The sequence below is a fragment of the Flavobacterium anhuiense genome (genome assembly GCF_004151235.1).
In the GTDB taxonomy this organism is placed as follows: domain Bacteria; phylum Bacteroidota; class Bacteroidia; order Flavobacteriales; family Flavobacteriaceae; genus Flavobacterium; species Flavobacterium anhuiense_A.
In genome coordinates this window covers 195,232-216,518 of sequence record NZ_JUIV01000002.1, presented here as the reverse complement: position 1 = coordinate 216,518, position 21,287 = coordinate 195,232, and the positions used below count along the sequence as shown (strand labels likewise).

General features: G+C 31.5%; 17 protein-coding genes. 11 read left to right on the top strand and 6 right to left on the bottom strand.

All coding sequences use genetic code 11. The annotated features are described in order from the left end of the window. Positions 1 to 98 precede the first annotated feature (98 nt). From NU08_RS03790 to NU08_RS03780, 3 genes are all read left to right on the top strand, one after another. Entirely contained in the window at positions 99 to 4,505 is a 4,407-nt protein-coding gene (locus NU08_RS03790; protein ID WP_129745928.1) for a T9SS type A sorting domain-containing protein, read from the top strand. 3 nt (positions 4,506 to 4,508) lie between these two features. Further along, positions 4,509 to 5,213, top strand: a complete 705-nt coding sequence (locus NU08_RS03785) for a hypothetical protein (RefSeq protein ID WP_129745927.1) — start codon at positions 4,509 to 4,511, stop codon at positions 5,211 to 5,213. A gap of 178 nt (positions 5,214 to 5,391) precedes the next feature. Continuing rightward, positions 5,392 to 8,199, top strand: coding sequence for a T9SS type A sorting domain-containing protein (locus NU08_RS03780; protein WP_129745926.1), 2,808 nt, complete (start codon positions 5,392 to 5,394; stop codon positions 8,197 to 8,199). A gap of 76 nt (positions 8,200 to 8,275) precedes the next feature. On the opposite strand, the gene NU08_RS03775 is transcribed toward NU08_RS03780, so the two are convergent. Beyond that, positions 8,276 to 9,133: an MBL fold metallo-hydrolase gene (locus tag NU08_RS03775; RefSeq protein ID WP_129745925.1), complete on the bottom strand. Its 858-nt coding sequence runs from the start codon at positions 9,131 to 9,133 to the stop codon at positions 8,276 to 8,278. Between the two features lie 74 nt (positions 9,134 to 9,207). Continuing rightward, entirely contained in the window at positions 9,208 to 10,128 is a 921-nt protein-coding gene (locus NU08_RS03770; protein ID WP_129745924.1) for a hypothetical protein, read from the bottom strand. Positions 10,129 to 10,461: 333 nt separating this feature from the next. On the opposite strand from NU08_RS03770, the gene NU08_RS03765 reads away from it, so the two are divergent. From NU08_RS03765 to sufD, 4 genes are all read left to right on the top strand, one after another. Continuing rightward, positions 10,462 to 10,791: a HesB/IscA family protein gene (locus NU08_RS03765; RefSeq protein ID WP_008466073.1), complete on the top strand. Its 330-nt coding sequence runs from the start codon at positions 10,462 to 10,464 to the stop codon at positions 10,789 to 10,791. Between the two features lie 86 nt (positions 10,792 to 10,877). Continuing rightward, positions 10,878 to 12,326 carry a Fe-S cluster assembly protein SufB gene (gene sufB / locus NU08_RS03760; RefSeq protein ID WP_008466071.1) on the top strand — a complete coding sequence of 483 codons (1,449 nt, stop codon included), beginning with the start codon at positions 10,878 to 10,880 and terminating at the stop codon, positions 12,324 to 12,326. Positions 12,327 to 12,446: 120 nt separating this feature from the next. Beyond that, positions 12,447 to 13,193 (top strand): Fe-S cluster assembly ATPase SufC, encoded by a 747-nt coding sequence (gene sufC, locus NU08_RS03755; RefSeq protein WP_008466070.1) that lies wholly within the window; start codon positions 12,447 to 12,449, stop codon positions 13,191 to 13,193. Positions 13,194 to 13,259: 66 nt separating this feature from the next. Then, positions 13,260 to 14,576 (top strand): Fe-S cluster assembly protein SufD, encoded by a 1,317-nt coding sequence (gene sufD / locus NU08_RS03750; RefSeq protein WP_129745923.1) that lies wholly within the window; start codon positions 13,260 to 13,262, stop codon positions 14,574 to 14,576. Between the two features lie 61 nt (positions 14,577 to 14,637). Here sufD and NU08_RS03745 read toward each other — a convergent pair whose 3' ends face one another. Genes NU08_RS03745 through NU08_RS03730 form a run of 4 tightly spaced genes read right to left on the bottom strand, consistent with a single transcriptional unit; the run spans position 14,638 to position 18,464 of the window. Continuing rightward, on the bottom strand, positions 14,638 to 15,021 hold the full coding sequence (locus NU08_RS03745) for an ASCH domain-containing protein (protein WP_129745922.1): 384 nt from the start codon (positions 15,019 to 15,021) through the stop codon (positions 14,638 to 14,640). 3 nt (positions 15,022 to 15,024) lie between these two features. Next, on the bottom strand, positions 15,025 to 16,542 hold the full coding sequence (locus NU08_RS03740; RefSeq protein WP_129745921.1) for a PIN domain-containing protein: 1,518 nt from the start codon (positions 16,540 to 16,542) through the stop codon (positions 15,025 to 15,027). Continuing rightward, positions 16,542 to 17,063 carry an ATP-binding protein gene (locus NU08_RS03735; RefSeq protein WP_129745920.1) on the bottom strand — a complete coding sequence of 174 codons (522 nt, stop codon included), beginning with the start codon at positions 17,061 to 17,063 and terminating at the stop codon, positions 16,542 to 16,544. Before NU08_RS03735 ends, NU08_RS03740 begins: the two co-directional genes overlap by 1 nt. A gap of 51 nt (positions 17,064 to 17,114) precedes the next feature. Continuing rightward, on the bottom strand, positions 17,115 to 18,464 hold the full coding sequence (locus NU08_RS03730; RefSeq protein ID WP_129745919.1) for a serine hydrolase domain-containing protein: 1,350 nt from the start codon (positions 18,462 to 18,464) through the stop codon (positions 17,115 to 17,117). A 219-nt stretch (positions 18,465 to 18,683) separates the two neighbouring features. Between NU08_RS03730 and NU08_RS03725 the strand changes: the two genes are divergently transcribed. From NU08_RS03725 to NU08_RS03710, 4 genes are all read left to right on the top strand, one after another. Further along, positions 18,684 to 19,898 carry an aminotransferase class V-fold PLP-dependent enzyme gene (locus tag NU08_RS03725; protein WP_129745918.1) on the top strand — a complete coding sequence of 405 codons (1,215 nt, stop codon included), beginning with the start codon at positions 18,684 to 18,686 and terminating at the stop codon, positions 19,896 to 19,898. A gap of 86 nt (positions 19,899 to 19,984) precedes the next feature. Continuing rightward, on the top strand, positions 19,985 to 20,338 hold the full coding sequence (locus tag NU08_RS03720) for a hypothetical protein (protein WP_242502477.1): 354 nt from the start codon (positions 19,985 to 19,987) through the stop codon (positions 20,336 to 20,338). Between the two features lie 2 nt (positions 20,339 to 20,340). Continuing rightward, entirely contained in the window at positions 20,341 to 20,766 is a 426-nt protein-coding gene (locus tag NU08_RS03715) for a SufE family protein (protein ID WP_012023259.1), read from the top strand. A gap of 131 nt (positions 20,767 to 20,897) precedes the next feature. After that, entirely contained in the window at positions 20,898 to 21,221 is a 324-nt protein-coding gene (locus tag NU08_RS03710) for an SUF system Fe-S cluster assembly protein (RefSeq protein WP_008466058.1), read from the top strand. Positions 21,222 to 21,287: the final 66 nt, after the last annotated feature.

The window sequence follows — 21,287 nt, the reverse complement described above, 5'->3', positions numbered from 1 at the left end:
GTAAAAAAAACAACAAATAATACAGTCTTTACGGCTTCACGTAAGGTTTCTCGGATTTAATTGGGTAGAATTGTGCAACCGAATTCTAAATTTTTTCTATGAAAACAAAACTACTCTTGTTGCTGTTTCTGGCAAATTTTTCTATTTACGCGCAAACCAATTTAGTTCCTAATCCTGGATTTGAAACTTGGGTCACAGGCGTACCCGAAAATTGGACAATTGCAAATACTGTCAATTCCAGCTATAACTCTGCTGAAGGCGCAATTAGCGCTATGTTGTCTTACACAACTCAGTCTCCTAAAATTACAACTGAAATTGCACTAAAAGGAGGTGTCACTTATACCATTAAATTTAAGTATAGGTATCTTACAAACAATTTTGATGGAACTCATCCTATTTCATTGAATATTTCAAAAAATGGCAGTTCTGCTTCCTTATCAAGCAGTACGTTTGCTACAAATAATTCTTGGACTGAAAAAGAAGCTTCTTTTACTCCAGATGTAGATCTTTCTTATGATTTATCAATATCGACTTTTAGTTTTGATGCTGCATCCTTTAATGTTTTAATTGATGATGTTCAGGTATATGTTCAGGGAACAGAACAATATACCTCGATTCCCGATGAAAATTTTGAAAAAAAATTAATCGAACTAGGATTTGATTCTGATACACCTGACGGAAGGGTACAAACTGCAAAAATTGCAAAAGTTACCTATCTGAATATTAATAATAGTTCTATTTCTGATTTAACAGGAATTGAAGATTTCAAAGCTTTAGAATCTTTATTTGCTGGTAATAATAAATTAACTTCAATTAATGTTTCTAATAATCTTACGCTGAAAAATTTAGACATCTCATTTAATCAAATTTCAAGTCTAGACATCTCAAAAAATACGAATCTTGTATTCTTAAACTGTAATTACAATGCTTTGCCAACTATTGATGTTTCGGCCAATGTTAATTTAAAAGACATAAATGTTTATTCCAATAAATTAACAGCGATTGATATTTCAAAAAATATAGCTGTGGAACAATTTAGCTGTGGTTCTAATAAAATTGAAAGCCTAGATCTTTCCAATAATATTAATTTGCAAAATTTATCTTGTAACAATAACAGCTTAACAGCATTAAATATTTCTAAAAATACTGCCTTAACTAAATTAAGTATTGAAACCAATAAAATAGCATCATTGGATGTTGATCAAAACTTAGAATTATCGAAAGTAAGCGCATCATATAATAAATTAACGCAATTGAATGTTTCTAAAAACATAAAATTGACTGATCTGGAAGTTTTCGAAAATGAAATAACAAGTCTTGACGTTTCGAATAATGCACTTCTTACAAAATTAAATTGCCGTTATAATTATATCGAAGCTTTGGATTTATCTAAAAATACCGCATTAGTTTATTTTGACTGCAGCGCGAACAAAGCTTTAAAGACTTTAAATCTGCAAAACGGAAAAAACGATTTGCTCTCAAGTTCTTATTTAAATTTTAGATCAAATATAAATTTATACTGCATTCTTGTTGATGATGTTGATTATGCAAATACAAACTGGAAAAACAAAGATGCTTCAGTAGATTATACTTCAACTTGTACAACTCCAAAGTATACTTTAATTCCGGATGTTGAGTTCGAAAAAAATCTAATTAAAAATGCAATAGATTATGAATTAGATGGTAAAGTATTAACTCAAAAAATTGCAACTGTTGAATCTCTTAACCTTAGTTACGAACAGGTAACAGATCTTACAGGATTAGAAGATTTTACAGCCTTAAAAACATTTTATTGTTCAAAAGTGAATGTTCAAAATTTTGATTTTTCGCACAATACTCAATTAACCGGCTTATTTTTAGACAACAATAATTTAGATGCAATCGATGTTTCTAAACTGTCAAAACTTCAAACTTTATCAGTAGCGAACAATAATTTAACAACTATTGATATTTCTAATAATCCTTCACTTTCAAGTCTTACTATAAAAGAAAATAAACTTAAGGATTTAAATGTTTCTAATAACGCTGAGTTAACGTATTTAGATTGCACTTCTAATCGTTTAAGCACTCTAGATGTTTCTAATAATCAAAAATTAGCAACTCTATATGTTAGCAGCAATGCGTTAACTGAAATTGATTTAAGTAAAAATATTGCTTTAAAAGAATTTGCAGCAAGTGCAAATAAATTAACAAACCTGAATGTTACTAAAAATACCAATTTAACTAAGATCGGCATTTATTTAAATCAAATATCAAACCTGAACCTTTCTAAAAATACTGCTTTAACATCTTTAGATTGTGCTTACAATGCATTAACTGCTCTTGATATTTCTAACAACAAACTGCTACAATCATTAAACGGAAATACTAATCAAATTACAAGTTTAGATATTTCTCAAAATCCTGATTTAACTTATATAAGCGTTGGAGCCAATAAATTTAAAACGGTTAATTTAAAAAATGGGAATAATGTTAAAATTACCTATTTAAATCTTTACAACAATCCAAACTTAAGTTGTATTCAGGTTGATGATGTTGAATATGCAACTGCAAATTGGAGCTCTGAAAAAGATGCTTCGGCTAGTTTCAACTCTGATTGTGCTTTCTATACTTCAATTCCTGACACTGCCTTTGAGCAGAAATTAATTGATCTTGGTTTAGATACTGACGGAAAAAACGGCAAAGTACTTACAGCAAACATTTCTAGCTTACAGTCATTAGATGTTTCTGATAGCCAAATTAATGATTTGACAGGAATACAGGATTTCATTAGCTTGGAATCTCTTAATGCTGATAAAAATAATTTAACTCGTGTTGATCTTTCAAAAAACCAAAATTTAGTACGTTTAAATATTGCTCAAAATCAATTAACAAATCTAAATTTGATTAATAACGTTTTACTCCAAGGGATTTATTGCAATAACAATGTACTTAAAACACTTGATTTATCTAAAAACTCAAATTTAACTGAAATTTACTGTCCTGATAACAAGCTGGTTTCTCTGAATCTAAAAAATGGAAACAATGCTTCTGCTGTTGAGCCAAACATCAAAAATTTTACTAATAATCCTGATTTAACCTGTATTCAAGTTGACGATGCAGATTATTCCAACACAAACTGGAAAAATTTTAAAGATGCTACAGCAAATTACAATTCAAACTGTGATTATTTTACCGCTATTCCTGACTCAAAATTCGAAGCCAAGCTAATTGCTTTAGGAATTGATAAAGATGGTGAAAATGGAAAAGTAGCCACTTCGAGCATCATGTACGTAACAGAATTAGATTTATCTTCAAGTTCAATTACAAACTTAGATGGTATCCAAGATTTTATTTCTTTAAACAAATTAAATGCTAAATCAAACCAGTTAACCACATTAGACTTGAGCAAAAACACTGCTCTTACTACACTAAATGTAGATTTCAATACTTTAACAACTTTAAACGTGAGCAGTAATCAATATCTAACGAATTTATCTGTTTATTACAATAAAATTTCGACTTTAGATATTTCTAACAATACGGCTTTAACTTCTTTAGATTTAAGCTACAATCAACTTAACAGTTTAGACGTTTCAAAGCTTAAAGGACTAACTTATCTAAGAGTCAACAACAATCAGTTAGTAAATCTAAACTTAAAGAATGGTAAAAATGAGTTATTAACAAATAGTAATTTTTCTTGTTTAGGAAATTCAAACCTAACTTGTATTCTTGTCGATGACGTTGATTACGCCAACACAAACTGGTCAAATAAAAAAGATGCTATTGCAACTTATAATACGGAATGTACTGGAGAATTGGTTTTACCAGTAGATAACTTTACTGTTGAAACTAAAGGAGAATCTTGTCTTGGAGAAAACAATGGAGAGATCAACATTGCCGGAAAAGCTTCATTTGGATACTCTGCAACAATAAATGACAAGTCGTATACTTTTACAAACAACGCTTTACAAGTTACGAGTTTAACTCCAGGCATTTACAGCATCAAAATCACTATTCCTGATATGATCTTTGAGCAAAACTTTAATGTAACTATTGCAAAAGGAGCAACTATTACTGGAAAATCTAATGTAACTTCTAAAAAAGTAGATGTTGAAATCACAGAAGGAACTGCTCCTTTTACTGTCTTTATTGATGGTACAGAGCAATTTCAAACTACTGACACAAACTTTAGTGTTGATGTGAACAAAGCAGGATTAATTGAAGTCACAACTGCAAAAGCTTGCGAAGGCGTATTTGCTAAAAAAGTTACTTCTGCCGAATTAGGAACAATGCTTTTAGCTTATCCAAATCCAACTTATGGAATTATAGAAATTGAAATTCCGGGTGCTAAAACTGAAACTGCGATAGAATTATACAACTTCGGAGGTCAGCTGGTTTCTAAAAGAACGTACAACACTGAAAGCGGAAGGGCTCTTTTAAATCTTGAAAATTTACCTGCAGGTATTTATGCTGCAAAGATTTACTTGGAAACTCCTGAATACATTAAAATCATAAAAAAATAAAAAATGAAGAATTCTATATACTTATCAATTGTTTGTTTACTATTTGCTGCCTGTGGCGGAGGTGGCGGAGACGATCCAGAAGTTACTCCGCCTGCAGCTAATACTGCACCTACAGTTCCTGTATTAGCTGCACCAGCTGACAATAAACTATGTTTAGACAACAATGTTTCTTTTCAATGGAATGCCTCTACAGATGCGCAGAAAGATGTTATTGTCTATCAGATTCAAATTGCAAAAGACAACGGATTTGCGCAAATTGTAAGCACACTTGAAAATTCATCGCTTTCAACAAGCAGTTTAGCTTTAGATAAAAACACAGCATATTATTGGAGAGTAAAAGCTACGGATAGTAAAGGTTTATCAAGCGCTTATTCTTCAACTTTCAAATTTTACACTGCTGGAACTGCGGTCGTAAATCATTTGCCATTTGCTCCGACTTTAACTGAGCCTGCAATAAATAGTAGATTAACGACTACTTCTGCAACTTTAGGCTGGATAGGATCTGATGTTGATACTGCAGATCAGTTAACGTATGATGTTTTCCTTGATATTGTAAATCCACCAGTCAAAAAAGTTGGTGACAATATTAAGCCAAATACATTAAATGTAACTTTAGAATCGACTAAACAATACTACTGGAGAGTTGTTGTAAAAGACAATCAAGGCGGTGAAACTGTTGGTCAAATCTGGAAGTTTCAAACCAATTAAAAATTAGAAATAGTTAAAAATCCCATTTTCATTCAGTTGAAAATGGGATTTTTTTATTTGAATATTTCTAATTGTCATTCTTTTATCTTTTGTAAAATTTCTTTTGCGTTACGTCTTTCCGTAAAAAATAATAAAATGGATATTGTATCATTGCAAATCCAAAAACTGCATTTAGCCTATGAAAACAAAATTACTTTTACTGCTTTTATTAGCAAATTTTTCTATTTATGCACAAACCAATTTAGTTTCAAACGGAGATTTTGAAAATTGGGCATCTTCATCTCAACCAGATAGTTGGGGTCGATTTTTCAGCGGACTTCTTTATCAAGATTCCGATCATCAGAATGGAAATTCGAGTACCAAAATAGAAATAACAAGTGGTACTCTTAATTATATGTTTACTACCGCTTATTTCCCTGTAGAAACTGGTAAAACTTATAGAGTTACTGGTTACCATAAATTGGTTTCAGGCTCTATTACTTCTGTTGAATTAGGTTTAATAGATTCTGATGTTTGGCAGACGCCAATTACAAGTTCTATTGACAATAATACTTCGAATTCAGAATGGAGAAAAATTGAATTTGATTATGTAGCTACAGCAACTAAAAATATAGGAGTTATTATTTGGGCAAAAGGAACAACAACTTCAGAAATTTTAGTTGATAATGTTTCTGTTGTAGATGTACCTCAATACACGCAAATTCCAGACATTAATTTTGAGAACAAATTAATTGCTTTAGGAATCGATTCTGGAACTGCTGATGGGCAAGTTTTGACTTCAGACATTGCTTCTGTAGAAACTTTAGATCTTTATTACAGTAATATTAGTGACTTAACAGGAATAGAAGATTTTAAATCGTTGACATCTTTAAATTGCATGTCAAATACAATTTCTTCTGTAGACCTTTCCAAAAATACCGCTCTAACTTACCTAGATCTTTCTTTTAATAATTTGAGTGCTTTAAATCTTTCTGCTAATATTAATCTTCAAACCTTAAATCTTAATTATAATAGCTTTACAACTATAGATCTTTCCAAAAATACTGAATTAATGTACTTTTTTTGTACATCCAACCAGTTAGGTAATATTGATTTTTCGCACAACACTAAGTTAAGTGCGCTTTGGTGCCAATCTAACCAATTTACAAGTTTAGATTTATCAAATAATACTGCTTTAACTTCATTGCTTTGCGCCAACAATAAATTGCTGACAACAGTAAATCTAAAAAATGGAAACAATGGTTCTATTCCTTTAAATATAAGCGAGATTGATTTTACACAAAATCCACTATTAACTTGTATTGTCGTTGATAATGCGCTTTATACGAATCAAAATTGGTCTACATTTAAAGAAACTACTGCTTCATATTTAACTTTTGACTGTTCTCTAGTTACACCTATACCAGATCTTGCTTTTGAAGAGAAATTAATTGATTTAGGAATCGATACCGACGGTCAAAACGGAACTGTTTTAAACAGCAGTATTTCGAGTGTAACTTCTTTGGATGTTTCTTCAAGTTCTATTAAAGACTTAACGGGTATTAGCGGTTTTACTGCTTTAAACAGTTTAAATTGTTCAGGAAATTTACTAGTAACATTAAATCTTTCTAAAAATGCTTCTTTAACTCTTTTAGATTGTACTAACAATACTTTAGAAAAATTAAGCATAAAGAATGGCAATAATTTAAATTTAGATCTTAGTTCTAATTTTACTTCAAATACAAACTTAAGCTGTATTGAAGTTGATGATGTTGCCTATTCTAATACAAATTGGACTGCTCTTAAAGATGCTACAGCAAATTACAACGAAGATTGTACACAATACACTTTAATACCAGATTCTAATTTTGAAGATGCATTAATTGCTTTAGAAATTGATACAGATGGTAAAAATGGAAAAGTTAAAACGGAGAGTGTACTTAAAGTAACTTCATTAAATTTATCTAGCTCAAACATTTCTGATTTAACTGGAATCGAAGATTTTACAGCTTTAATTGCTCTAGAATGTATTGACAATTCAATCAGCAGTATTAATGTTAGCAATAATAAACATCTAACAAGATTAGGTTTAGACTTCAATAATTTATCAAGTTTAGATGTTACAGCAAATACAGAATTATACAATTTATCATTCAGTAACAATCTAGTTCCAGCGATTGATTTATCGCAAAATAAAAAACTTCATATTTTAGTTGCCGATCAAAATTTATTGACAAGTATAGATTTTTCAGAAAATCCAGAATTAGAAACTATTTATTGCGGAAGAAATAATTTGACAACTTTAAATGTATCTAATCTTCCTAATTTGAATCAATTAAATTGTATCAATACGAACATTTCTGAAATCGATGTTACTTCAAATCCAAAATTAGTATGGTTATATCTTAATGATAACCAATTAACAGAGATTGATCTTAGTCAAAATCTTCTTTTAAGATATTTAAACTTAAGCCATAATCAATTAACCACTTTAGATTTAAGCCATAATCCTCTTTTAGAACTTATTTTTGTTGAATTCAATCCTTTAACATCATTAAATGTTCAAAATGGTAACAACAGAAACTTTATATTGCCTTCTCAGACTGGAAAAAAAGCAGCATATGGCGACGCAACAAGTTTCTTGCAAAATCTTAAATTGAGCTGTATTCAAGTCGACGATGTTGATTTTTCTAATGCAAATTGGTCACATATCAAAGAAGCTACTACAAGTTATTCTTCATCGTGTAAATTACTTGGAACTGAAGATTTATTGTTTTCAAAAATTGTAATGTATCCAAACCCAACAAGAGGAGAAGTTAACATTCAGAACGCATCTTTAGAAAAAGCAACGGTATATAACGCTTTGGGTCAGCTCGTAAAATCATTTACTTTAAATTCAGGAAACACAGATCATTCAATTAGTTTATCTGGACTACCAAAAGGAGTTTACTATATCTACTTAATTGGCGGAGATTCTGCTTCAGCGAAAAAAGTGATAGTAGAATAGATTTCAATGCTTTAAATAAAAAAATCCCATTTTCAGCAATATTGAAAATGGGATTTTTTATGTTTAATTTATTCGTTTAAAGAATCTCTTCGCAAGTAAAAACATCTTTCAATCGAACCCCTTTTTCGGTATGTTCAACAGTAATAATTTGATTGTGTGCATCGTGTTCTAAAAACAAATAATGATTATTATCTGCTGCCAAATTCAAGAATTTTGATTTCTCCGGCATTGTCAGCAAAGGTCGTGTATCGTAACCCATTACATACGGAAGGGGAATATGTCCCGCTGTTGCTAATAAATCGGCACAAAAAACAATCGTTTTATCTTGGTATTTTATGTACGGAATCATTTGTTTTTCGGTGTGGCCATCAACATAATAAATATCAAAACCAAGTGCTGCCGAAAAACCAAAATCAGATTCAGGTCTTTCAATAAAATTCAACTGTCCGCTTTCTTGCATTGGAAGGATATTTTCAGATAAGAAAGATGCTTTTTCACGGGCATTAGGTTTTGTTGCCCATTCCCAATGATTTTCGTTTGTCCAAAATTTAGCATTTTTAAAAGCTGGCTCATAACCCGTTTTATTGGCATTCCATTGAACACTTCCTCCGCAGTGATCAAAATGAAGATGCGTCATAAAAACATCCGTAATATCATCTCGATTGAATCCGTATTTTGCTAAAGATTTATCTAAAGAATGCGAACCCCAAAGCGAATAATACCCAAAAAACTTTTCTGATTGTTTATCGCCCATTCCTGTATCAATCAAAATAAGACGATTTCCGTCTTCGATCAATAAACATCGAGCAGCAATGTCAATTAAATTATTGGCATCGGCAGGATTGGTTTTATTCCAAATAGTTTTAGGAACAACGCCAAACATCGCGCCTCCGTCTAGTTTAAAATTTCCGGATTCTATTGGGTAAAGTTTCATGAGAATAATTTTCTAAAAGAACAAAGCTAGAAAATTCAAACTCCTTTTGCTAAATTTTAAAGTCAAAAAAACTTTTATTCTAAAGTTACCGAAGTGCTTCCCATTATTTCCTGCTTATCAAAGTAATTCACAAAATAAGTTCCTTTCTTAAACTGATCTGCGTTTAAAATTCCGTACGCATTTACCGACTTGCCCTGAAAATCTGTACTTACTATAAAACTGTAAACAAGCGCTTTATCATTACCAAATTCAATTAGTTTATTATCACCTAAAACAGTGTTTTTCTGATCTAAAACCTGAACATAAAAAACTTTTCTTCCCGTTTTTGCAACAGCATTTCCGTTAACAGTAAAACTAATTTTAAGCTTTTTGGTATTCTTTGCTTTCGTTGTTTCCAATTCGGCTCCAGAACTTTTTTCACGAAGCGCAACTGCTTTAAAATTGCTTAGATACAATTTTGAAGCATCTTTTAAAGTCGATTCTAATTTCTTTTGTTTCGAAATCAATGTGTCGTTTTCCACCTTTTGTTTATACATGACAACATTCTGGCTTTCAATTTCGGTCAATAAATTTTTATTTTGAGATTTCAGTTTTTTAATTTCCTGAACTCTGCTTTCTAATGATGCATTCAAATCTGAAAGCTGATTTCGATAAACTTTAATCTGCTCCGCCGATGGATTATTAGAAGCTTTAATAATTGCGACTAAGTTCTCAACATTTTTACGCTCTAACTCTAATTCTTTAGATAAAGCTGTTTTTTCTAAAATAGCCTGATCGTATGCATTTTTTAATGTATTTAGAGAATCCAAAATATTCTTCTGCTCACTTGTTTCTTTACTTTCAAATGAGATGGTATTGGCAATACTTTCTTCTTTAGCTTCACTATCATTCTTTTCAGGTTCACTGCTAAAAACCCAGACTACAGCACCTACTCCTAAAACAAAAATTATAGCAAACAAGGGTTTAAACCACTTTATTTCATTTTGTTTTTTCATAATTACTCCAATTTTTTTGCAAAAATAATTGAATAAAAAATGGCTTTAATCAGTAGAAATACTTGTTTTTTAACATTTAGGAGCGATATTTGCAGCTTAATTTCAAAAGATTAGTTTTCCTGTAAATTTGAAACTATTTTTAAGAACGATTTTGTCAAAATAAGTATTATCTATTTTCTCATTTGTTATAATAATGTGAACCGTTATGGAAAAAGGTTTTTAAGTCGTATCTTTGCAGACAATTTCTATTTAACATTGAAAATTAGCGTTTTAAATCTGTAATAATTTTTATACAGAAGTAAAATGTTCATTAAAAACAAACATCTAAGAACCATGATAAAAGTTTCTGATACTGCCAAAAAGAAAATCATCGACTTAATGAAAGACGACGGTTTTGATGCTGCGCACGACTACGTAAGAGTTGGTGTTAAAAGCGGCGGATGCTCTGGTTTATCATATGAGTTAAAATTTGATAAAACCAAAAACGACGACGACAAAATATTTGTAGACAACGATATATCTATTGCTGTTGAAAAAAAATCATTCCTTTATTTAGCTGGAACAATCTTAGAATTTTCTGGCGGATTGAACGGAAAAGGTTTTGTTTTCAATAATCCTAACGCGAGTAGAACTTGCGGATGCGGAGAATCATTTTCTCTTTAGTCAAAAGCTGAAAGTTCTCAAGTCATAAAGACTTTGATTGACTTTTCGAATTTTAGACTTCAAAACATTAGACAACAACAAAAATAATGAGCAAATACACCGAAGACGATTTAAAGATCGAACTGGAAACTAAAGAATATGAGTACGGATTTTATACCAATATAGAATCTGAAACTTTCCCTATTGGCTTAAACGAAGAAATTGTAAGAGCTATTTCTCTTAAAAAAGAAGAACCTGAATGGATGACCGAATGGCGCATCGAGGCTTTCCGCGCTTGGAAAGAAATGATCGAACCAGAATGGGCAAACGTAAGTTATGAAAAACCAGATTTTCAGGCAATTTCATATTATTCAGCTCCAAAACAAGTAGATCCTAATAAAACTCTAGACGATGTTGATCCAGAATTATTAGAGATGTACAAAAAGTTAGGAATTTCTATCGACGAACAGAAAAAAATGAACAATATCGCAATGGATATTGTAGTCGATTCTGTTTCGGTAGCAACAACTTTCAAAAAAACTTTAGCAGAAAAAGGAATTATTTTTTGTCCGATTTCTGAAGCTATTAAAGAACATCCTGAATTAGTTAAAAAATATTTAGGAACTGTTGTACCTCAAAAAGATAACTTCTACGCAGCGTTAAACTCAGCAGTTTTCTCTGACGGAAGTTTCTGTTATATTCCAAAAGGCGTTAAATGCCCAATGGAACTTTCAACTTATTTCAGAATTAATCAAGCAGGAACTGGACAATTCGAAAGAACTCTAGTTATAGCTGATGAAGGAAGCTACGTTTCTTACCTTGAAGGATGTACAGCTCCAAGCCGTGACGAAAATCAATTGCACGCTGCTGTGGTTGAATTAATCGCTTTGGACGATGCTGAAATTAAATATTCTACCGTTCAAAACTGGTTCCCTGGAAACAAAGAAGGAAAAGGCGGAGTTTACAACTTTGTAACCAAAAGAGGTTTATGCGAAACAAACGCTAAAATTTCTTGGACACAAGTTGAAACAGGTTCTGCCGTTACTTGGAAATATCCTTCTTGTGTATTAAAAGGAGATAATTCAGTAGGAGAATTTTATTCTATTGCTGTAACTAATAATTTCCAACAAGCGGATACTGGAACAAAAATGATCCATTTAGGTAAAAACACTAAATCGACTATTATTTCTAAAGGTATTTCGGCTGGAAAATCACAAAATAGCTACCGTGGTTTAGTGCAAATCTCGCCAAGAGCAGAGAATGCAAGAAACTTTTCTCAATGTGACTCATTATTAATGGGTAACAATTGTGGTGCACATACTTTCCCATACATCGAAAGTAAAAATCCAACTGCAAAAATCGAGCACGAAGCAACTACAAGTAAAATTGGAGAAGATCAGGTTTTCTATTGCAACCAAAGAGGTATTCCGACTGAAAAAGCGATTGCCTTAATTGTAAACGGTTTCAGTAAGGATGTCTTGAACAAACTTCCAATGGAATTTGCTGTTGAAGCTCAAAAATTATTAGAGATTTCTTTAGAAGGATCTGTAGGTTAAGAACCGAGTTTTTAACCATTAAAAAAGAATTTTATATCATATTAAAATAAAAGATTTTTCAAAGTTTCGTTTTTTAGCACAACTGAGAACTTGAAACTTGAAACTTTAAACAAAAAAAAGATGTTATCAATAAAAAACCTTCACGCCGCAATTGGTGATAAAGAAATCCTTAAAGGAATTAATATAGAAGTAAAAGCTGGAGAAGTTCACGCTATTATGGGACCAAACGGTTCTGGAAAAAGTACACTTTCTGCTGTAATTGCAGGAAACGAAAATTATGAGGTTACAGACGGAGAAGTTATTCTTGACGGAGAAGATCTTGCTGATTTAGCTCCTGAAGAAAGAGCGCACAAAGGAGTTTTCCTTTCTTTTCAATATCCGGTAGAAATTCCTGGAGTTAGCGTCACTAACTTCATGAAAACGGCTATCAACGAAACTCGTAAAGCAAACGGACAAGAAGAAATGCCTGCTAACGAAATGTTGAAAGTAATTCGTGAGAAATCTGAATTATTAGAAATCGACCGTAAATTTCTTTCTCGTTCTCTAAACGAAGGATTTTCTGGAGGAGAGAAAAAAAGAAACGAAATTTTCCAAATGGCAATGTTAGAGCCAAAATTAGCTATCCTTGACGAAACCGATTCTGGTCTTGATATCGATGCTTTAAGAATCGTTGCAAATGGTGTAAACAAATTAAAGAGCGACAAAAACGCTATTATCGTAATCACGCACTACCAACGTCTATTAGATTATATCGTTCCTGATTTCGTTCACGTTCTTTACAACGGAAGAATCGTAAAATCTGGCGGAAAAGAGCTAGCTTACGAGCTAGAGGAAAAGGGTTACGATTGGATCAAAGCAGAAAACTAGTTTAGAGTTACAGTTTGCAGTTTGCAAAAACTCATAACTCATAACTCATAACTTACAACTAAAGAAATGGATTTAAAAGAAAAATTAGTATCGTCTTTTATGGCTTTTGAAGAGCGTGTCGATGTACATTCAGATTTACATGACATACGAACAAATGCTTTAAAAAACTTCGAAAATAAAGGTTTCCCAACCAAAAAAGAAGAAGCTTGGAAATATACATCGTTAAACGCCATCTTAAAAAATGACTTTACGGTTTTTCCAAAGCAAGAAAATGCAATCGAATTCAATCAGGTAAAAAAATACTTTTTACACGAAATTGATACTTACAAATTAGTATTTATCGATGGGGTTTTTAGTTCGCATTTGTCTTCTACAACACATGACGGAATCGACGTTTGTTTGATGTCATCTGCATTGACCAAACCAAAATACAAAATGGTTATTGATACGTACTTTAATCAAATTGCTAGTAAAGATGATAGTTTAACTTCATTGAATACGGCTTTTGCAATTGAAGGTGCATTTATCAATATCCCAAAGAAAAAAGTAGCAGATAAACCAATTGAGATTATGTATTTCTCAACTGGTGCAGAATCAGCTTTAATGGTGCAGCCAAGAAATTTGGTTATTGTGGGTGAAAATTCACATGTTCAGATTATTGAGCGTCACCAAAGTTTGAATGAAAATCCGGTTTTAACAAACTCTGTTACTGAGATTTTTGCTCAAAAACGTGCAATTGTTGATTATTACAAAATTCAAAACGATAATAACGAAGCGAATTTAATTGACAATACTTACGTTTCGCAACAACAAGAAAGTCATGCTTATGTGCACACTTTCTCTTTTGGTGGAAATTTAACTCGTAACAACTTAAACTTTTATCATTTTGGAGAGAGATTAACAAGTACGCTTAACGGAATTTCGATCTTAAATGATAAGCAACACGTTGACCATTATACTTTGGTAAACCACGCACAGCCAAACTGCGAGAGTTTCCAAGATTATAAAGGTATTTTCTCTGATCGTTCAACAGGAGTTTTCAACGGAAAAGTTTTGGTAGAAAAAGAAGCTCAAAAAACAAATGCTTTCCAAAAAAGCAACAATATTTTATTGAGTGATAAAGCGACTATCAATGCAAAACCGCAATTGGAAATTTTTGCTGATGACGTAAAATGTTCTCACGGTTGTACAGTTGGACAGCTTGACGAAACAGCAATGTTCTACATGCAGTCACGCGGAATCCCGAAAAAAGAAGCTAAAGCTTTATTGATGTACGCATTTTCAAATGCCGTTATCGAAAGCATCAAAATACCGGAATTAAAACAAAGAATTACTAAAATCATTGCCATGAAATTAGGCGTGAATTTAGGGTTTGATTTGTAATAAATTCTATTTTAGAAAACTAGAAAACCGATAAGCTTTAAAAGTTTATCGGTTTTTGTTTTTATCTTTTTTCATTTGACCAGTACGCAAATGATTGAGGTGGCGTTAAATTATAATCAGTCTTTAAACATTTAGGTTCTTCAAATTTATTTTTATTTTTTATCTGAATAGCAAACCCTTGCTGTCTATTTTCGAAATATTCATAAAAATAATCTTCGGTTATACCTGAATATTCTTTGGTTTTATCCCAAAGTTCTTTAAGATCAAGATTAAATATTTTTTCTATTTCGAATTCTCCAATCACTTTTTGAACAGGTGATGAAGCATAAACCAAAACTGAAGTTACATTTTGGTTTTTAAAAATAGCTTTTCTGAATTCAAATTTTTTTGTCCCATCAAATATCTTGTTTGCAAACTGGGGCTTAATTGATAGTACTACTTTCATATGTTATAGTTTATATGCAAATTTAATCAAATCATTAAATTGCTCATTTGATATTTTAATAAATCCTCTAGGCATATTCAATATATCTGGAATAATACCTAATTTATTCAAGTCGTCTAAAGTTGGTTTTGGAGTCGGCAAAGAATGAGCATATAAAAAGTTAATAACAAATGGCCTGTTTTTAGGAAATTTATTCCACCATTTTGTTTCCAAATCTTCTTTTGAAATCATTGTCCGCCTATTGCAAGCTTCAAAAAAATCCTTAAAAGAATTAAAGTTATTTTGCACATTTTCAACGATACAAATAGTAGTAATGGTACTAGAATATTTTTTTGGAGTAGTTTCACCCATACGATAGATAATGAGTAAATCACCTGTTTTCAAATTCCGATCAAAAGAATGCGAAATATATACTTTACTAATTCTATTTCTATGAGGCTCATTCTCTGTATATTTCTTAATGTCTTCCCTAGTATTTATACTATCTGGAAAAAGCTCAGTATGATATTGTGGTTCAATTTTGATTATATATTTATCCGTTTTTCTAGATAAAAATGGAAATGTTAATTTTGGATTTTCCAGATTTACTGGAGTTTCTCTTTCAAAAGACCTTATGTAAACTTTTTCGTCTCCATTTTTTGTTGTTTTTAATCCATGATAGACGAAACCCCATTCCTCTAACATGTCGATTAATTGTTCTTGCTCTGGTCTTTTAGTAAAAAGGGTAACATAAATCTCTTTAACTTTAAACTGAATTGCATTATCAAAAATAGTTTTTAAAAATCTTTCTCCTATTTTATATCCATTCCCTGTAACTTTCAAAGTTCCAATCTTCAATCGTCTTTTTGGCTCAAAAACAGGATTTATATTAGAATAATTTTCTTCTTCATTTTCAATCTTTACAAAAAGAAATGCTGTTAAATGTCCATCACTATAACAAACATAACATGGGTTTTCTGATTTACTATTAAACCAAGAATTGAATTCTTTATAATCAAGTCTGAAACTATCAAAAAACTCGTCATTAATATTAACCTCCGCAAAATCAACTTTCTTAACAGCTAAAACTTTATAATTAACCAATTCAGGATGTTCAGCTATTACTTTCTCTAAAAAAGTTTGAATTTTAAATATCTTATTCGAAATCCCTAATAAATTTGCTTTTGTGTGTATCTTTTTGTCTTCTGAAATTAATATATCAACCCTGCCTTCATAAACTTCGTTTAGAATTTGTGTATCATTAATGTCATTTTCTTGATTATCTACTCTCTTACTTATTTTTAGAATCTCTTCGCCTAAGGGTGCTTGATGTTTAAGTAAATTATAGCTTTCGATTTTAATACTTATAGTGTCGAGAGCATTTGGATCTTGATATCTTTTTAATTCTTCAACAGTCAGAGGATGAATGTATTTTGAATATTTAAGATTATCTATCCATTTGAAAAGTTGACCAATTTCTGGTTTATATATTTTATTTGCTTCTCTATGAATAATAATATTTGTGTCTAGCAAAACTTTCATTACCTAGTGATATTTAATAACTGTTCATAATTATTATCCATAATCTCGATAAATGGAACAGAATACTTTCTCGAAAGATATTTTGCATATTCAATTTCCATATTCTGTAATTCACTCAAAACTTTGATGTCGTATTTTTTATCATCTCGATTTTCTAGTCTTTTTGCTATTTTTTCTACATCATCTATAACAATGGAAATCACTCTTGGATTAAGAATATCAAAAGTTTCTTCATCAATTTTGCAAGGAACATTTAATGAATTCAGCAAACAAAAATGTCCATCAAGTAAATACTTTTTATCCCTATCGACTAAATTATTTAATCCAAAAATTAACTTTTCTTGTGTTGAAGAAATATTTTCTACCAACTTATTATCAGAAGAACTTATTTCACTCCATTTTAAAACTTCACTTGCCGTTATATGTATCAATTCACTTTTATAAGCAATTTCTTTACAAATAGTTCCTTTTCCAACTCCATGAATACCACCAATAAAAAATATGTTATCAAACGACTTCATTACTAATATTTTTTTAGCAAGTTACAAAAAAGAACGAAATGTATTACAAATTTATTTCTTCACACTCTCAATAATCCCCTTCAAAAACCCATTAAAATCAAATCCTGGTTCTTCTTCTCTCACTCCCATTCTCACTATTACCATATCTTTTGATGGAATAATCGCCACCATTTGACCTTGATATCCACTGCAATAAAACATATCTCTTGGAACATCAGAGAATTTACCTCCAGCATTTAGCCAGAATTGTGCGCCATATTTACCTTCCGAAGTATTCGTTGGAGTTGCAGTATATTTTACCCAACTTTCATCAAGGATTTGCTCTCCGTTCCAATTTCCTTTTCTGAGGTATAATAATCCGAATTTTGACCAATCTCTTGGCGTTGCCCATCCGTAAGATGAACCTACGAAAGTTCCAGACATATCTTGTTCAACAATCATGGAGTTCATTCCGATTTTGTCGATTACGGCACTGTACCAAAAATCTAGATATTCTTGCTGTGTTTTAAAATGTCTTCTTAAAATCAGTGACAATAAATTGGTTGTTCCTGAAGAATAATTCCAATGAGTATTTGGTTTGAACTGAGCCGGTTTTTCCAATTGCACTTTTCCCATATCTTCGGCTTGAAAAAGCATTTTTGTTGCATCGCAAATCGTACTGTAATTTTCTTCCCATTCTAAACCAGAATTCATGTGAAGCAAATCGTTGAGCGTAATGTTTTTTCGTTCATCATTTTGCCATTCTGCAACTGGTGCAGGTTTATAAATATCAATTTTTCCTTGTTTAGCCAAAACTCCAAAAGCCGAACTTGTTATACTTTTGGTCATCGACCAACCCAAAATTTTACTGTCTTTATTGAAACCTGTATCGTATTTTTCGGCGATTAAATGATCTTTGTATAAAACCACAACTGCACGAGTTCTTTTAATTCTTCCTCCCGTTTTATCAAACGCATTATCAACCGCTTTTTTCAATTTGGAATAATCAATATTCGCAAAAACAGAATCTTTTGGTTCATTATTTCCGTATGGAAAAGGAAGATTATTTTCTAATTTTGTTCTTTTTGGAAGCAGATATGGTTTTGTAATATCAAAATCATCGTTAATCAAAGTTGCCCCAAGACCTTCTCGATAAATGGCTTTTCTTTCTTTCAATCCGTAAACAGAAGAAATAGCAAATTTTCCAGCGTCATCGATTGAGTTTTTAGCCAAATCAACCAAATTGATATCATTGTCGGTTTTCTGAATTAAATCCAACGGACGATTGTCAATAAAATGCCCTGACGCAACACTTTTGGCCGAGAAACCAGAAATCAAATCAAGCTTCGGATAGGTCGTAAATCCGAAATACAAAAAAGCAAGAACCAATACAAGCAAAAGAACTTTGAGAAATTTTTTCATGGTGAGTTAGTATTTTTATTGCAATATAAATAATTTATGTTCACGATTTTAGAACTCAATTTAGAAATCTGTTTCGGATAATTCAGAAAATCCTATCATTTTTTACGGAATCAGTATTTGCAACATCTGACAATCGTATCATAAAAGGAAATTATAGAATTCCTGTATAAACAAATTTAGTTTTAGTACTTTTGTAAATAGATTTTTTCTAAATAAGACATGCTAGATATTCAAAAAATAAGAGCTGATTTCCCGATACTTTCGCAAACTGTAAACGGAAAGCCATTAGTATATTTCGACAACGGAGCTACTTCGCAAAAACCACAAGTTGTAATTGATGCTGAAGTAAAATATTATAATGAAATCAATGCCAACATTCACCGTGGCGTTCACACTTTAAGCCAGTTAGCAACTGATGCTTACGAGGTTGCTCGCGGAAAAGTAAAAGACCATATAAACGCAAAACATGCTCACGAAGTGCTTTTTACTTCTGGAACAACTCACGGAATTAACTTAGTTGCAAACGGATTTGCTTCAATTTTAAAACCTGGTGACGAAGTTGTCGTTTCTTCTTTGGAACACCACAGTAACATTGTGCCTTGGCAAATGTTATGCGAAAAAACTGGTGCTGTTTTGAAAGTAATTCCAATTGATGACAATGGAGAATTAATCATTGAGGAATTTGATAAATTACTATCGGATAAAACGAAAATCGTCACTGTAAATCATATTTCAAATGCATTGGGTGTTATCAATCCAATTAAATATATCATTGACAAAGCTCATGCTGTAGGTTCTGCAGTTTTAATTGACGGTGCGCAGGCTGTTCCTCATTTAAAACCAGATGTTCAGGAATTAGATTGTGATTTTTATGCTTTTTCAGGACATAAAATGTGCGGTCCAACAGGAACAGGAATTCTTTACGGAAAAGAAGCTTGGCTAAACAAACTTCCTCCTTACCAAGGTGGTGGCGAAATGATTAAAGAAGTTACGTTTGAAAAAACAACTTACGCAGATCTTCCTCATAAATTTGAGGCAGGAACTCCAAATATCGCTGGCGGAATTGTTTTAGGGACTGCAATTGATTATTTAAATGAAATCGGTTTTGATAAAATTCATGAATATGAAAATGAATTGTTGGAGCACGCAACAAAACGTCTTAACGAAATTGAAGGCATTAGGATTTACGGAAACACAAAAAATAAAGCTTCTGTAGTTTCGTTTAATATTGATGGAATTCATCCTTATGATGTTGGTTCTATTATAGATAAATTAGGTATTGCCGTTAGAACCGGACACCATTGCGCACAACCAATTATGAATTTTTTCTGTATTCCGGGAACAATTCGTGCTTCATTTTCATTTTATAATACAAAAGAAGAAATTGACGCAATGGTTGATGCAGTTAAGAAAGCACAAACTATGTTAAGCTAAAAAAAACAAATTATATGCGAATAGTATCATTATTGCTCCTGACGCTTTTTATTGCTACGGGATGCTGCAGTCAAAAAAAAGCAGACATGAAATCTACTCAAATTGAATATTCTGCAATGTCGAGAGGCTATTACAAGAGTATTGTAGTTCAAAACAAATCGGTTTCTATTGTTAAAGAACGTAACGCCGAAGCTGTTAAAAGCAAAATTAATGATGCAAAATGGAACGAGATTGTTTCAGCATATTCAAAAGTAAATTTAGAAAGTCTTTCCACCTTAAAAGCACCAACAGACAAACGAACTTATGATGGCGCAGCGATAGGAAATTTAAAAATAACTAAAGATGGAAAAACATACGAAACTGCAGGTTTCGACAATGGTTTTCCGCCAAAAGAAATCGAAAAACTAGTAAATTTATTAGTTGATTTTTCTAAAGAATAATTATGACAATAAAAGAAATACAAGACGAAATAATAGACGAGTTTTCAATGTTCGACGACTGGATGCAGCGTTATGAATACATCATCGAGCTAGGAAAAAGTCTTCCGTTAATTAAAGAAGAATACAAAACCGACGATAATTTAATCAAAGGCTGCCAATCTAAAGTTTGGTTGCAAGGCGAACAAAACGATGATAAAATTGTTTTTACAGCAGATAGCGATGCCATTTTGACCAAAGGAATTATTGCAATTTTAATTCGTGCTTTCTCTAATCAAAAAGCAAAAGATATCTTAGAAGCTGATACTGATTTTATAGACGAAATTGGTTTAAAAGAACATTTATCTGCAACACGAGCAAACGGTTTGGTTTCGATGATAAAAAACATCAAAATGTACGCTTTGGCTTTTGATGCAAAAAACAAAAATTAAAAAATTTTAAACCATTAAGGCATTAAGGTTCATAAAGCTTTATGCTTAATTTTCTAAGTAATTAGAAGGGAATTAAATAAACTATAAAACTTAATTTTCTTAATCTCTTAATGGTAAAACAAATACACAAAATGGAACAAGAAATTGATACAAACGAATTAGGAGAATCAATCGTAAGAGTGTTAAAAGGCATTTACGATCCTGAGATTCCTGTAGATATTTACGAATTAGGATTAATTTACGACGTAATGGTAAATACAGATTACGAAGTAAAAATCCTTATGACGCTGACTTCACCAAACTGCCCTGTTGCAGAAAGCTTGCCAAGAGAAGTAGAAGAAAAAGTAAAAGCAATTGAAAACATTAAAGATGTTGATGTTGAAATTACTTTTGATCCACCTTGGAGCAAAGATTTAATGAGCGAAGAAGCTAAATTAGAATTAGGAATGCTTTAAAAAATAGTCATAAAGTTGAAAGTCATAAAGTCCAAAGATTAGAGACTTTATGACTTTCGACCTTCG